The 13,549-nt window shown below is 75.2% G+C and carries 11 protein-coding genes; 5 read left to right on the forward strand and 6 right to left on the reverse strand.

Annotation, left to right across the window (positions count from 1 at the left end):
- Nucleotides 1-20 precede the first annotated feature (20 nt).
- The 5 genes from rfbB to OOK34_RS32680 are packed head-to-tail and all read left to right on the forward strand — an operon-like array spanning nt 21 to nt 4,862.
- A complete protein-coding gene (gene rfbB, locus OOK34_RS32660; protein WP_267037766.1) occupies nt 21-1,037 on the forward strand; it encodes a dTDP-glucose 4,6-dehydratase in 1,017 nt (338 codons plus the stop codon).
- The gene (locus OOK34_RS32665; RefSeq protein WP_267037767.1) at nt 1,024-1,617 is read left to right on the forward strand and encodes a dTDP-4-dehydrorhamnose 3,5-epimerase family protein; all 594 of its coding nucleotides are present in this window, start codon (nt 1,024-1,026) and stop codon (nt 1,615-1,617) included. Before rfbB ends, OOK34_RS32665 begins: the two co-directional genes overlap by 14 nt.
- 7 nt (nt 1,618-1,624) lie before the next feature.
- Nucleotides 1,625-2,401 (forward strand): thioesterase II family protein, encoded by a 777-nt coding sequence (locus OOK34_RS32670; protein ID WP_267037768.1) that lies wholly within the window; start codon nt 1,625-1,627, stop codon nt 2,399-2,401.
- Nucleotides 2,391-3,818, forward strand: a complete 1,428-nt coding sequence (locus OOK34_RS32675) for an NDP-hexose 2,3-dehydratase family protein (protein ID WP_267037769.1) — start codon at nt 2,391-2,393, stop codon at nt 3,816-3,818. Before OOK34_RS32670 ends, OOK34_RS32675 begins: the two co-directional genes overlap by 11 nt.
- Nucleotides 3,819-3,869: 51 nt before the next feature.
- A complete protein-coding gene (locus OOK34_RS32680) occupies nt 3,870-4,862 on the forward strand; it encodes a Gfo/Idh/MocA family protein (RefSeq protein WP_267037770.1) in 993 nt (330 codons plus the stop codon).
- On the opposite strand, the gene abc-f is transcribed toward OOK34_RS32680, so the two are convergent.
- The 6 genes from abc-f to OOK34_RS32710 form a co-directional block, all read right to left on the reverse strand.
- A complete protein-coding gene (gene abc-f / locus OOK34_RS32685) occupies nt 4,852-6,516 on the reverse strand; it encodes a ribosomal protection-like ABC-F family protein (protein WP_267037856.1) in 1,665 nt (554 codons plus the stop codon). The two genes, OOK34_RS32680 and abc-f, sit on opposite strands and share 11 nt — an antisense overlap.
- A 124-nt stretch (nt 6,517-6,640) precedes the next feature.
- The gene (locus tag OOK34_RS32690; protein ID WP_267037771.1) at nt 6,641-6,955 is read right to left on the reverse strand and encodes an antibiotic biosynthesis monooxygenase; all 315 of its coding nucleotides are present in this window, start codon (nt 6,953-6,955) and stop codon (nt 6,641-6,643) included.
- Between the two features lie 27 nt (nt 6,956-6,982).
- Nucleotides 6,983-8,596: a class I adenylate-forming enzyme family protein gene (locus OOK34_RS32695; RefSeq protein ID WP_267037772.1), complete on the reverse strand. Its 1,614-nt coding sequence runs from the start codon at nt 8,594-8,596 to the stop codon at nt 6,983-6,985.
- Nucleotides 8,597-8,692: 96 nt separating this feature from the next.
- Nucleotides 8,693-10,606: a condensation domain-containing protein gene (locus OOK34_RS32700; protein WP_267037773.1), complete on the reverse strand. Its 1,914-nt coding sequence runs from the start codon at nt 10,604-10,606 to the stop codon at nt 8,693-8,695.
- Nucleotides 10,603-11,571, reverse strand: coding sequence for an aromatase/cyclase (locus OOK34_RS32705; protein ID WP_267037774.1), 969 nt, complete (start codon nt 11,569-11,571; stop codon nt 10,603-10,605). Before OOK34_RS32705 ends, OOK34_RS32700 begins: the two co-directional genes overlap by 4 nt.
- Nucleotides 11,572-11,743: 172 nt before the next feature.
- On the reverse strand, nt 11,744-13,354 hold the full coding sequence (locus OOK34_RS32710) for a class I adenylate-forming enzyme family protein (protein ID WP_267037775.1): 1,611 nt from the start codon (nt 13,352-13,354) through the stop codon (nt 11,744-11,746).
- Nucleotides 13,355-13,549 lie beyond the last annotated feature (195 nt).

Raw genomic sequence — 13,549 nt, forward strand, 5'->3', positions numbered from 1 at the left:
TACCGGAAAGGCCCTTCGAGATGCGCGTCCTGGTGACCGGAGGTGCGGGCTTCATCGGCTCACACTTCGTCAGAGAGCTGCTGTCCGGTGCGTACCCGGACCTCGGCGAGGGCGAGGTGGTGGTGCTGGACGCCCTCACCTACGCCGGGAACCTCGCCAATCTCGACCCGGTGAGCGAGCACCCGCGGCTGGAGTTCGTCCACGGCGACATCTGCGACCGCGAGCTGGTCGCGGAGCTGATGCGGGGCACGGACCTGGTGGTGCACTTCGCCGCCGAGTCCCATGTGGACCGGTCGATCGCCGACGCCTCGGAGTTCGTACGGACCAACGTGCTCGGCACGCAGACGCTGCTCCAGGCCGCCGTGGAGGCCGGGGCGGGCCGGTTCGTGCACGTGTCCACCGACGAGGTGTACGGGTCGATACCGCAAGGGTCGTGGCCCGAGGAGCACCCGCTGCTGCCCAACTCCCCGTACGCGGCCTCCAAGGCCGCCTCCGACCTGATGGCGCTGGCCTTCCACCGCACGCACGGGCTGGAGGTGTGCGTGACGCGCTGCTCGAACAACTACGGGCCGTACCAGTTCCCGGAGAAGGTCGTCCCGCTGTTCACCACCAACCTCGTGGACGGGCTCGACGTCCCGCTGTACGGGGACGGCGGCAACAGCCGGGACTGGCTGCACGTGGACGACCACTGCCGGGGCATCGCGCTGGTCGCGGTGAAGGGGCGGCCCGGTGAGGTGTACAACATCGGCGGCGGCACCGAGCTGACCAACGTGGAGCTGACGGAGCGGCTGCTGGAGCTGTGCGGGCGGGACGCCTCCGCGGTACGGCGGGTCGCGGACCGGGCCGGCCACGACCGCCGCTACTCGGTGGACATCGCGAAGATCTCCGCGGAGCTGGGGTACGCCCCGCGCGTGCCCTTCGCCCGGGGACTGGCCGACACGGTCGCCTGGTACCGGGAGAACCGCGACTGGTGGGAGCCGCTGAAGCCGGGCGCCGCACTGCCGCGGCAGGAGCAGGGTGCGCATGCGCATCGATGAGACGGACCTGCCCGGCGCGTACCGGATCGTCCCGGAGCGCTTCGAGGACGAACGCGGCCACTTCTACGAGGCCGCCCGGTACAGCCGGCTGACCGGGGAGACCGGCCTGGAGTTCACCGTCCGCCAGGTCAACAACTCCGTCTCGCGCCGGGGCACGCTGCGCGGGGTGCACTGCGGGGACGTGCCCGCCGGCGCGAGCAAGCTCGTGACCTGCGTCCGCGGCTCGATCCTCGACTTCATGGTCGACTTGCGCGTGGGCTCGCCCACCTTCGGCCGGCACGTGATGACCCGGCTCGACGCCGAGGACGGCATCGCCCTGTACCTGCCCGGCAGCATCGGCCACGCCTTCCTCGCGCTGGAGGACGGCTCCTGCGTGAACTACCTGCTCTCCGCCGAGTACGTGCCGGGGGCGATGGTCGACCTCGACGCGCTGGACCCCGAACTGGCCCTGCCCTGGGGGCTGACCGAGCCGCCCGTGCGGTCCGCCAAGGACGCGGCGGCGCCCTCGCTCGCCGAGGTCCTGGCCTCCGGCCGGCTGCCCCGCTACACCCCCGACGCCGTACCCCTCACGAGGAGCTGATCCGCCCGTGTCCACGCCCACCGCCACACGCGCCCCGGCCGTCGTCCCCGACGCGTGGCTGCGCCGCTTCCGTCCGCTCGAGGCCGCGGCCGTGCGGCTGGTGTGCTTCCCCCACGCCGGCGGCTCGGCCAGCTCCTACCTGCCCCTCGCCTCCGCGCTCGCCCCGACCGGCGTGGAGGTGCTCGCCGTGCAGTACCCGGGCCGCCAGGAGCGCCGCTCGGAGCCCTTCGCCCGGTCCGTCGAGGAGCTGGTGGAGGCGCTGCTGCCGGAGCTGCGCCAGTGGACCGGCGGGCCGTTCGCCCTGTTCGGGCACAGCCTGGGCGCCACCCTCGCGTACGAGACCGCGCGCCGCCTCGCCGAGTACGGCCGGCAGCCCGTGCACCTGTTCCTGTCGGGCCGCCGGGCGCCGACCGTGGCCCGCCTGGACACCGGGCACCTGCTGGACGACCGGGGGCTGGTGGCGCTGATCGCCGGCCTCCAGGGCACCGAACCGGCGCTGCTCGCCAACGACGAGCTGCTGCGCATGGTGCTGCCCGCGATCCGCGCCGACTACGAGGTGGCGGGCGCCTACGTCCACCGTCCGGGGCCCGCGCTGCGGATGCCGGTGACGGTACTGACCGGCGACAGCGACCCGAACGTCTCCGTCCAGGACGCGATGCGCTGGTCGGAGGTGGCGGCGGGCCCGTTCGGGCTGTGCGTGCTGCCCGGCGGCCACTTCTTCCTGAACGAGCGCGCGGAGGACGTCCGTACCATCGTCGAGGGGGCGCTGGACCATGCTCTCTGAAGCCCTCGCGCCGGCGGCCGACCGCGCGGACACCGCGCGCCGCCTGCTGCTGTCGGCCCGTACGCCCGACAGCGCGGCCATGCCCGTGGAATCGGTGGCGCCCTGGCTGGCCCGGCAGGCCCGGGCGGGTGACTTCCGGGTCACCCGGGTGCCGTTCGCCGAGCTGCGCGGCTGGTACTTCGAGAAGGACAGCGGCAACCTGCGGCACGAGTCGGGCCGGTTCTTCTCCGTCGAGGGCCTGCACGTGCACGCCGACGGGCTGCCCGCGCGCGGCTGGAAGCAGCCGATCATCGTGCAGCCGGAGATCGGCCTGCTGGGCATCGTCGCCCGGGAGATCGACGGGGTGCTGCACTTCCTGATGCAGGCCAAGATGGAGCCGGGCAACATCAACACGCTCCAGCTCTCCCCGACCGTGCAGGCGACCCGCAGCAACTTCACGGGCGTGCACCAGGGGCGCGGCATCCCCCACCTGGAGCTGTTCCTGGAGCGCGGGCGGTCACGGGTGCTCGTGGACGCGCTCCAGTCCGAGCAGGCCGACTGGTTCCTCGCCAAACGCAACCGCAACATGGTCGTGGAGATCGACGAGGACATCGAGACCGGCCCCGACTTCCGCTGGCTGACCTTCGGGCAGCTGCTGCGGCTGCTGCGGCTGGACAACGTGGTCAACATGGACACCCGTTCGATCCTCGCCTGTCTGCCCACGTCCGGCGCCTCGGGAGCCGGGGACCCGGCCGACCCGGTGCTGCGGTCCTTCCACGACCCCTCGGCCCCCTCCGCGCACGGCCTCCCCGAGATCCTCAGCTGGCTCACCGGGATCCGCGCCCTGCGCGAACTGGTCCAGCGCCGCATCCCGCTGGAGGAGGTCGCCGAGGACGGCTGGCTGCGGACCGCCGAGGAGATCGGCCACGACAGCGGCCGGCGCTTCCGCGTCATCGGCGCCGACATCTCCGCGAGCAACCGCGAGGTGGCCTCCTGGACGCAGCCGCTGATCCAGCCGCAGGTACCGGGGCTGATGGCGCTGGTCGTCAAGCCCATCGACGGCACCCTGCACGCGCTGGTGCAGGCCCGCGTCGACGTCGGCCACCTGAACGTGGCCGAACTCGCCCCCACCGTGCACTGCCGGCCCGCCGACCACACCGGACCGGGCCGCGAACCGTACCCGCCGTTCCTCGCGGACGTCCTCTCCGCGCCCGGCGACCGAATCCGCTACGACGCGGTGCAGTCCGAGGAGGGCGGCCGCTTCCACCACGCGGAGAACCGGTACACGATCGTCGAGGCCGACGAGGGCTTCGGCGAGGACCTGCCCGAGGACTTCGCCTGGCTGACCTTCGCCCAGCTCACCGAGCTGCTGGCGTACGGCAACCACCTCAACGTCGAGCTGCGCACCCTCGTCGTCTGCGCCCACACCCTCTACTGATCCGGCCTGATCCGGAAGAGACGACCTAGGTCCGACACCCCAAGGACGCCCATGCCCGCCCCCCTGCGCCTCGGCCTCCTCGGCTGCGGCGACATCGCCGCCCGCCGCACCCTGCCCGCGCTGGCCCGCACCCCCGAGCTGGCCCTCGCGGCCGTCGCGGCGCGCGAGCCCGCCCGGGCCGCCGCGTTCGCGGCCCGCTTCGGCGGCGAGCCCGCGGCCTCCTACGAGGAGCTGCTGGCCCGCCCCGACGTCGACGCCGTCTACCTGTGCCTGCCGACCGTGCTGCACGCCCACTGGGCGGAGCGGGCCCTGCGCGCCGGCAAGCACGTCCTCGTGGAGAAGCCCCTGGCCACCAACGGGGCCGACGCCGAGCGGCTGTTCGTGCTCGCGGCCCAGCGCCGCCTGGTGCTGCTGGAGAACTTCATGTTCCTCCACCACGCCACCCAGGCGACCGTGACCGGCCTGCTCGCCTCCGGCGCCCTCGGCACCGTCCGCGCGGTGTCCGCCGCCTTCACCATCCCGCCCCGCCCTGACGGCGACACCCGCTACGACCCCGCCCTCGGCGGCGGCGCCCTCCTCGACAACGGGGTCTACCCGCTGCGCGCCGCGCTGCGGTTCCTCGGCGACCGGCTCACGGTCGCCGGGGCGGTGCTGCGCCACGACGAGCGCCACGGCGTGGACCTGTCCGGCTCCGTGCTGCTGGCCGCACCCGACGGGGCCGCGGCCCAGCTGCGGTTCGGGATGGAGCACCACTACCGGTCCTGGTACGAGGTCCAGGGCAGCGCCGGCACCCTGTCCGTCGAGCAGGTCTACACGACGGCGCCCGACCACGCCCCCGTCGTGCGGCTGTGCGTGGGAACGGACCGCAGCGAGATCCGCGTACCCGCCGAGGACCACTTCGAGGCCGTGCTGCGGTTCTTCGCCCGGGCCGTGGCGAACCCGGAGCGGACCGGCTCCGGCCTGCCGCTCCTCGACGCGGAGTCGCGGCGGCAGGCCGGTCTGCTGGACGAGATCCGCGCGGCGGCCGTCCGTATCAGCGTGTGACGGCGCTGCCGCCCGCCAGCTCCAGGTGCGTGCCCTGGAAGCCGCGGCGCATCCGCCGGTCGTGCGTGACGGTGACCACCGCGCCCGTGTAGTGCGCGAGGGCCTCCTCCAGTTCCTCGACCAGCAGCGGCGACAGGTGGTTCGTCGGCTCGTCCAGCAGCAGCAGGTCCACCGGACGGGTCACCAGGCGGGCCACGTCGATGCGCCGCCGCTGCCCCACCGACAGGGAACCCACCGGCAGCTCCAGCTCCGCCTCCCGGAACAGGCCCAGCGCCAGCAGCTGCTCGGCGTACTCGTCGGGGTGGCCCAGCCGGCCCTCCGCGAACTCCGCGAGCACCGAGCGGCGCGGGTGCTTGGGGGTCTCGTCCTGGCGCAGCCAGCCGATGTGCGCGGCCCGCCGCACCGTGCCCCGCTCGGGCTCGATGTCCCCGGCCAGGACCCGCAGCAGGGTGCTCTTGCCGGCCCCGTTCGGCCCGGTGATCAGCAGCCGCTCGCCCGGTGCGACGGCCAGGGCCTCGATCGAGAGCCGGCCGGGCACCTCGACGCCGGACAGCTCGGTGAGGACGGCCGACGGATCGGCGGGGGCGGAGTCCTCCCCGAGGGCCAGGGACGGGGTGAAGCGCAGCGGCTCCGGCGGCGCGGGCACCGGGTTCTCCCGCAGCCTGCGCAGCCGTTCGTTGGCGTTGCGCGCCTTGCCCGAGGTCGCCGAGGAGGAGGAGCGGGCCCGGTGGTGCTCGGAGCCGCTGAAGGCCCAGGGGCCCTTCTTGGCGATCGCCGCGAGCATCCGGCCGGCGTTCTCGGCGAGCTTCTCCTGGCGGGCGATCTCCTGGAGGTGGTCCTCGTACTCCTGCTCCCAGCGGGCGCGGGCGGCGGCCTTGGCGGTGAGGTAGCCCTGGTAGCCGTTGCCGTACCGGTTGACGGTGTGGGTGTCGGGGTCCACCTCCAGGATGGTGGAGGTCACCGCCTCCAGGAAGGCCCGGTCGTGGGTGATGACGACGACCGTGCCCCGGTGGTCCTGGAGCCGCTTCTCCAGCCAGTCGACGGCCTGGTCGTCCAGGTCGTTCGTCGGCTCGTCGAGCAGCAGCAGCTCGGGGGCGGCGGCCAGCGTCGCCGCCAGCGCCAGGCGCGAACGCTCGCCGCCGGACAGCGTGTCCACGCGCCGCTCCCGGTCGAGGCCGGGCAGGCCCAGGCCGTGCAGGGCCGCGTCCGCCCGGGCGTCGGCCTCGTAGCCGCCGCGGTCCTCGAACTCGGCGAGCAGGTTGCCGTACTCCTCCAGCAGCGCCGGGTCGTTGTCGACCAGGGCGTCCTCGGCGGCGTGCAGCCGCCGCTCCACGTCCCGCAGGTCCGCGAACGCCTGGTCCAGCACGTCCCGGACGGTGGCCCCGGCGGGCAGTTCCAGGCGCTGCGGCAGATGGCCCACACCGCCGGGGGCGGTGACGGTCAGGTCGCCGTTGTCGGTGGCCTCCACACCCGCGATCAGCCGGAGCAGCGTCGACTTCCCCGAGCCGTTGTCGCCGATGACACCCGCCTTCTCGCCGGGTTTGACCGTCAGCGACACCCGGTCCAGCACGACGTGGTCGTCGTAGCGTTTGGTGACCTCGTCCAGCGTGAGCTGGGAGTGCACCCGGGACGCGGTGGGTGAGGACATTCGCATAGACATGGCTCCTGGTCGTGCGGGTCGGTCCATACTCGACGTTGTCCCGCGCCGCTGGAGCCCCGGTGGACCGGGACTCGAGGCCGGGTCGGGCGCTCTTCGAAAGCGGCCGTCGGGCGGCGGCCTAGGCGGCGGGCCGGGCGGCGGTCGCGGGGCCCTGCTCGGGGAGCGTCTCGTACAGGCCCTGTTCCCGGGTGGCGAGGACGGACAGGTCCTGGGCCAGCTCCCGGAAGCCGGTGCTGGTCACGGCGGCGCGGTGCGCGGCGGCGTCCTCCCACACGGAGAGTTCGACGAACACGTTCGCGGTGCCGACCAGGCGCAGGGTCTGGTGGCTGACACAGCCGGGCTGGGCGCTGACGAACCGTGTGACGCGGCTCTTCGCGGCGAGGAAGCGCGTCAGGTCGCCGTGGACGTTGAGCTTGTTGACGAAGGTCACCATGGTGGCCGCTCCTGTCTGTGGGTGGGTTCAGGCCGCCGCTTCGGCGGCCGCGCGGGTACGGACGGTGCGGCGCAGCTCACCGCGTACGGGCTTGCCGACGGGGGTGCGCGGGACGGCGTCGATCGCCTCGACGCGGCGGATGTGCTCGAAGGGCGCCAGGCGGGTGTTGGCGCGGGCGGCGATCTCCTCGAGCACGGCGGGGGCGGCGCCGCGGTCGCGCAGCACGATGCCCGCCCAGGTGACCGCTCCGTGCACGGCGTCGGGCCAGCCGACGACCGCGCACTCGGCGACCCGGGGGTCGGAGCCGAGGACCCGCTCGACGGCGCTGGGCGAGACCAGCTCCCCGTCGTGCAGGAAGACGTCGCCGAGCCGGTCGACGAGGAACAGCTCCCCGTCCGGGCCGATGCGGCCGACGTCCCCGGTGGAGAACCAGCCGTCGGGGCCGGCCGGCGGCCCGCTCTCGTCGAGGTAGCCGGCCATCAGCTGCGGGCCGCGCACCTGCACCTCGCCGGTCTCCGCCGGGTCCAGCGGGGTGCCGGTCTCCGGGTGCACGATGCGGCACTCGGTTCCGGGCACGGGCGCGCCCACCGAGCCGGGCACCGGCCGGTCCGGGCTCTGGGAGTGGGTGAGCGGGGAGAGTTCGGCCAGGCCGTAGCCCTGGAGCACGGGTACGCCGAGCCTCTCGCCCAGGATCCGGGCGGCGTCCGGGGACAGGGCGCTGCCGCCGGACAGGACGGCGGTCAGGCGGGGGCCCGCCGGGATGCCGGGGAGTCCGGCCCGGTCCAGCCGCTCGTCGGCGGCGAGCCGGTGCAGGCGGGCGGGCAGCCCGTAGTAGTGGGTGGCGCCCGCGCGTTCGGCGAGCGCGAGCGAGGCCAGGGGGTCCGGGTCCGGGCACAGGACCTGGCAGGCGCCCGCGTACACCGCCGAGTTGAGGTGCATCGGCAGGTACAGCGGCAGGTGGTTCAGGGTCACCGAGCCGGCGTCGAGCCGGTGGACGGCGGCCGTCTGGGCGGCATTGGCGACCAGGTTGCGGTGGGTCAGCCGCACCCCCTTGGGCCGGCCCGTGGTGCCCGTCGTGAACTGCACGCACACCTCCGCGTCCGGATCGAAGGCGGCGGGCGCGCCGGGGGCCGCGCAGCGGGTCGCCGCGGCGACGGCGTCCAGGACGAGGTCCAGCGGGACGGTGTCCCCGGGGACCGGGTCGTCCCCGGCGCCGGTGACCAGGACGAGCGACAGCCGGGGTGGCCGGTCGTCGGCGTCGGCGAGCAGTGCGGCGATGTTCCGGGGGACGAAGGCCAGCTCCGCCTCCGCCGAGGCCAGCACCTTCACCAGCCGGGTGGGCGAGACGAGCGGGTTGAGCAGCACGACGGTGTTCCCGCTGCGGACGGTGCCGTAGTAGGCGGCGGCGAAGTCCGCGTCGAGGGTGTTCGCGACCCCGACGCGGACCCCGCGCCGGCCGACCGAGCACTCCAGGAAGGCGGCGATCCGGTCGGCCCGGGCGTCGAGTTCGCCGAAGCTGAGCGTCTGCGCGCCCACGCGGATGGCGGGGGCCCCGGGGGCCCGTTCGGCGGCGCGGCGGAGCAGCCCGTCGAGTGACGGGTGCGGGAAGTGCGGCGGTTCCGGATGGGCGAGGGCCGGCACGGCTCTGCTCCCCTCTGCGCTGTGCGCTCCGGTGACAGGGCCATCCCACGGTCCGCGCCGGGGCTTGAAAGGTGTTCGAAGACCGCTCGAACCGCGCTAGGACGCCTGTGCCAGGGCCTTGGCGAGGGCGCGGTCGGAGGCGCCGAACGCCAACGGCGGGGGGCTCCAGCCGTACGCGGCGATCCGCTGGGCGACCTCGTACGCGAGGGCGCGCGCGCCGGGGTGTCCGCCGATCACGACGGGCTCCCCGGCGGCGAGGGCGGGCGCCAGCGCGGCCAGGGCGGCTGCCGCGCCGGGGGCGGCGGCCAGCAGGGCCGGCGCTCCCGAGTGGCCGCGCGCGAAGCGGTCGTAGCAGTCCTCGGCCGCGCCCGGCGGCGGGAGCAGGCAGACCACCCCGGCCCCGGCCGCACTGGCCGGCCGCAGGACCCGCGCCACCGGAACGGGATCCGCGGCCACCCGCGGCAGCGGCGCCCCGCGCAGCGGCAACAACGCCTCCCCCACGGTCGTCCGGGCCCCGACCTCAACCGGAACCCGCCGCAACAACAGCGCGACCTGCCACAGCAGCTCGGCGGCATCACTGTCCGCGACCCGCGTCCGGTCATGCACGACGGTCAACGTCAGCCCACCGTCCCGATCATGGCGAGCGGTGACGGCAACCGCCGCCCCGGTATACGCGTCACACACCTCCGCCGGCCCGCCCGGCGGGCTGGATTGCCCGCAGGGCAATTCCAGCCCCGCCGGCGTTTGAGGCGTGGGGGTCCGGGGGCTAGCCCCCGGCAACGGCGCCGCAGACGGCAGCTCACCGTCCGCCCCATCCAGCCCCGCCGGCGATTGAGGCGCGGGGGTCCGGGGGCCGGCCCCCGGCAACGGCGCCGCAGGCGGACCCCCCACCCCCTCCGGCGGGAGAAAGGCGAGCACCGACTCCGTGAGCGGCCCCGCACCGGCCCCCGCCCAGCCCCGGATCTGCCCGGCCGAGACCCACTCGTACGCCGCGAGGTCAACCGCCCGCCCCGCCAGCTCGGCCAGCAGCTCCGCCACCGTCGCACCGGCCCGCACGTCCACCGCCACCGGCAGCGCGTTGCCGAGCGGCCCCGGCAGCTCCCCGGCCCCCTCCAGCGGGATGCCCCGCCCCGAGACGCCGGCCGCGAAGGCCACCGGCACGGCCTCGGGCCCGCCCCGCGCGCGGTACAGCAGCATGGCCCACGCGGCCTGGAGGGCGGTGCTCTCGGCGGCGCCCAGGCCGGCGGCCCACGCGCGCAGCCGGCCGGCCTCCGCGGGGGAGAGCCGCTGGCGGGTCCGGCCGTGCCCGCGCTGGTGCGTGGGCTGGCCGCGGTCACCGGCGGGCAGGGTCACCGCCCCGGCGGCCGGCGCGGCCCGGGACCAGAACGCGCGGGCGGGGCCCAGGTCCCGGGCGGCGATCCACTGGAGGTGGTCGCGCAGGTCGGGCCGGCGTTCGCCGCCGCGCGGGCGGCCGTCGGCGGCGTAGGCGCGCCGGAAGGAGCGCAGCAGGTGGCCGACGCTCACCGGGTCGAGCAGCGCGCGGTGGTAGGTGAGCAGGACCCGGGTGCTGCCGTCCGCCCCGCCCAGCAGGGCGATCCGCAGCGGGCCGGGCCGCGTCAGGTCGAACTCCCGCATCCGTTCGGCGGCGAGGAGGGCCTCCCACGCCTGCGGGTCCCCGCCGCCCGGCCGGTGGTGGGTGATCAGCGGGCCGGCGGCCGGGTGCACGGCGAAGCCCGGCGCGGCCCCCGGGGCGGGCCGGGCGAGCCCGGTGCGCAGCACGGCCTCCTGGTCCGTGACGGTCTGCCAGGCGCGCCCGAACCGCTCGGTGTCGAGCGGCCCGTGCCAGTGCCAGTGCAGCTGCTCGGTGTGCAGGCCCCGGCCCGGGTGGGTGAGGCCGTCGAGCAGGACGTCGAGCTGGAGGGGCGCGGCGGGGTGGGTCCGCGGGTGGGGTGCGGCGGGGGCCCGGGGGGCGGTCAGCCGCGGCGGGCGGTCGCCGGGGGCCGCGTTCATCGTCCCGAGATCAGGGTGTGCACGGCGGTCTCCGCGTGCCGCCGGGCGAGGTGCAGGATGCGGGTGCCGGCTCCGCCCAGGGTCTGGCGTACGTGGTCGCGGGCCTGCGCGAGGTCCGCGCCGGGGCCGAGGACGGACTCGATGTCCTCCTCGCGGAGCAGGACCTGGTGGCTGGCGACGGCGGTGACCCCGGTCTCGTCGGGGTCGACCGTCCACTCCCCGGTGTGCGCGGCCAGCAGCCGGGGGGTGCGGGTCTGCTTGAAGACGATCCGCCCGGCGTGCGGGAAGCAGACCCGGACCGACTCGCTGGTGTCGGTGCGGCCGTCGGCGGTGCGGGTGTCCATGCTCAGCAGCTGGACGCCCGACCGGTCCTCCACCACGTCGGCCCGGGTGATCTCGGGCAGGTGCGCGGGCCAGTCACCGGCCCGGTAGAGGAAGTCGTAGACGAGTTCGGAGGGTCCGTGGACGCGTACGGAGTCCTCGAAGGCCAGCAGGAGGCCGTCGAGCTTCGCCCACAGTTCGGCGGTCTCCTTCAGCTGGTCCAGTTCGGCGCGGCTGTTGGTGTCGGTGGCCCGGGTGAGCCACTCCCCGCCGGCCGGGTCGTCGGCCCGGACCGAGAACCGGTGGAGCAGGGTCAGCCGCGAGCGGCCGGTGCCCAGCTCCTCGACGGCCCAGCGGCCGCCCATGGAGGTCGCCGGGGGCGCCGGCACCTCCTGGTGGAAGTCGATGGTCCGCTGCCGGGGGTCCAGGGAGCGCTGGGAGACCCAGGAAGTGACCGTCCCGTTGGCGGTGGCCCACATGCCGAACCGGTCCCGGGTCCCGTCGAAGTCCAGCCGCTCGACATGGACGCTCGGGGGGACGAACAGCGGCCACTGGGTCGTGTCCGCGATCAGCGCGTAGACCACCCCCGCGGGAGCCGCCACGTCCACCGTGTACGACGTGTGCTGCACACGCTCAACCGACATCGGCTCACACCTCTCTCAACCTCGACCACGACCTTCGCGGGCGGCGGCGGAGGTCCGCTCGAAGGGCCCTGGACCCCGGCTGCACCGGCCGTCCACGGGCTCTCGGGAGGGGTGGGCCGGCTTGGGGGGTGTCCGGCGGATCAGGGCCGGGCCCGGGTCCGCCGGACACCCCCTAGACGGCGGCCTCGGCCGCCGCCCGCCGGCGCAGGTCGCGGCGCAGCGAGCGGCGCTCCGGCTTGCCCGTGGGGCTGCGCGGGACGGCGTCGAGGACCTCGACCCGGCGGATCTGCTCGTGCGGTGCGAGCTGGGCGTTGGCTTCCTCGACGATCGAGTCGAGTACGTCGAGCAGCCCCGGGGCGGTCGGGTGGGCGAGGACGATGCCGAGCCAGACGACGGCCCCGTGGACGGGGTCGGGCCAGCCGACGACGACGCAGTCGCCGACCCGGGGGTCGGCGGCGAGGACGGCTTCGACGGCGGTGGGCGAGACGAGTTCGCTGTCGTACGAGAAGACGTCGTCGAGGCGGTCGGCGAGGAAGAGTTCCCCGTCCGGGCCGAGCCGGCCGGCGTCCCCGGTGGAGAACCAGCCCTCGGCGTCGGCCGGGGGGCCGCTCTCGCCGAGGTAGCCGGCCATCAGCTGGGGTCCGCGCACCTGTACCTCGCCGGTCTCGGCCGGGCCCAGCGGGGTACCGGTCAGCGGATCCACGATGCGGCATTCGGTGCCGGGCACGGGCGCGCCGACGGTGCCGCTGCCGGTCGCGGCGTCGGGTCTCTGGGAGTGGGTGAGGGGGGAGAGTTCGGCCATTCCGTAGCCCTGGAGCACGGGTACGCCGAGCCGCCCGGCCAGCAGCCGGGCGTCGGCGGGGGCGAGCGCGCTGCCGCCTGAGAGGACGACGGTGAGCCGGCCGGGCCGGCCGGGGACGGGGTCCGGCAGGTCCGCGCCGCCCGGCCCCTCGGCGAAGCGGATGTCGGCGGCGAGCTGGTGCAGGCGGGCGGGCAGTGTGTAGAAGTGGGTGGCTCCGGTGCGGTCGGCCAGGTCGAGTGCGGCGGCCGGGCGGGGGCAGGCGCACAGCACCTGGCAGGCGCCCGCGTAGACGGCCGAGTTGAGGTGCATCGGCTGGTAGAGCGGCAGGTTGTTCAGGGTCACCGAGTCCGCGTCGAGCCGGTGGGCGGCCGCGGTCTGCACCGCGTTGGCGACGAGGTTGCGGTGGGTCAGGCGCACCCCCTTGGGCCGGCCGGTGGTGCCCGTCGTGAACTGCACGCAGGCTTCGGTGTCCGGGTCGAAGGGGGCGGGCGCGCCGGGAGCGAAGGGCGGTGCGCCGTCCAGGGCGACGGACAGCGGCAGGGCGTCGGAGGGCACGATCCCGTCGGGTGCGTCGGTGACGACGACCGCGCGCAGCAGGGGCAGCCGGTCCGCCATCTTGACGAGCTGTTCGGCGGTGGCGGTGGGTACGAAGGCGATCTCGACGCCGGCGTCCTCGCACACGTGGCGCAGGCCCGCCGCCCGGATCAGCGGGTTGAGCAGGACGACGGTGCTGCCGCCGCGCAGGGTGCCGTAGTAGGCGGCGGCGAAGTCCGCGTCGAGGGTGTTCGCGACGCCGACGCGGGCCCCGCGCCGGCCCAGGGTGTGCTCCACGTAGGCGGCGAAGCGGTCGGCGCGGGCGTCGAGTTCGGCGAAGGTCCGCAGGCCGTGGGCGCTGCGGACCGCGCAGGCGGCGGGGTCGCGTACCGCGGCCCGGCGCAGCAGCCCGTCGAGCGGCAGTTCCGGGTATCTGAAGATCGGCACGGCACTGTCCTCCTGATGGGGCTGATCCCGCCGTATCACGGTCCTCACCTCCGGTTGAGGCGGCTTGGAAGAGCACTGGATCCGGCCACGGCGATGCAGTGTCGACCGCCCTTCCAGTGGCCCTCGATCCCCCGCCGCCACCCTCTCGGCACGCGCGCACAGGGCACCCCCGGAGCCCCGCCCCACCTCTCCAAC

Source organism: Streptomyces sp. NBC_00091, from assembly GCF_026343185.1.
In the GTDB taxonomy this organism is placed as follows: domain Bacteria; phylum Actinomycetota; class Actinomycetes; order Streptomycetales; family Streptomycetaceae; genus Streptomyces.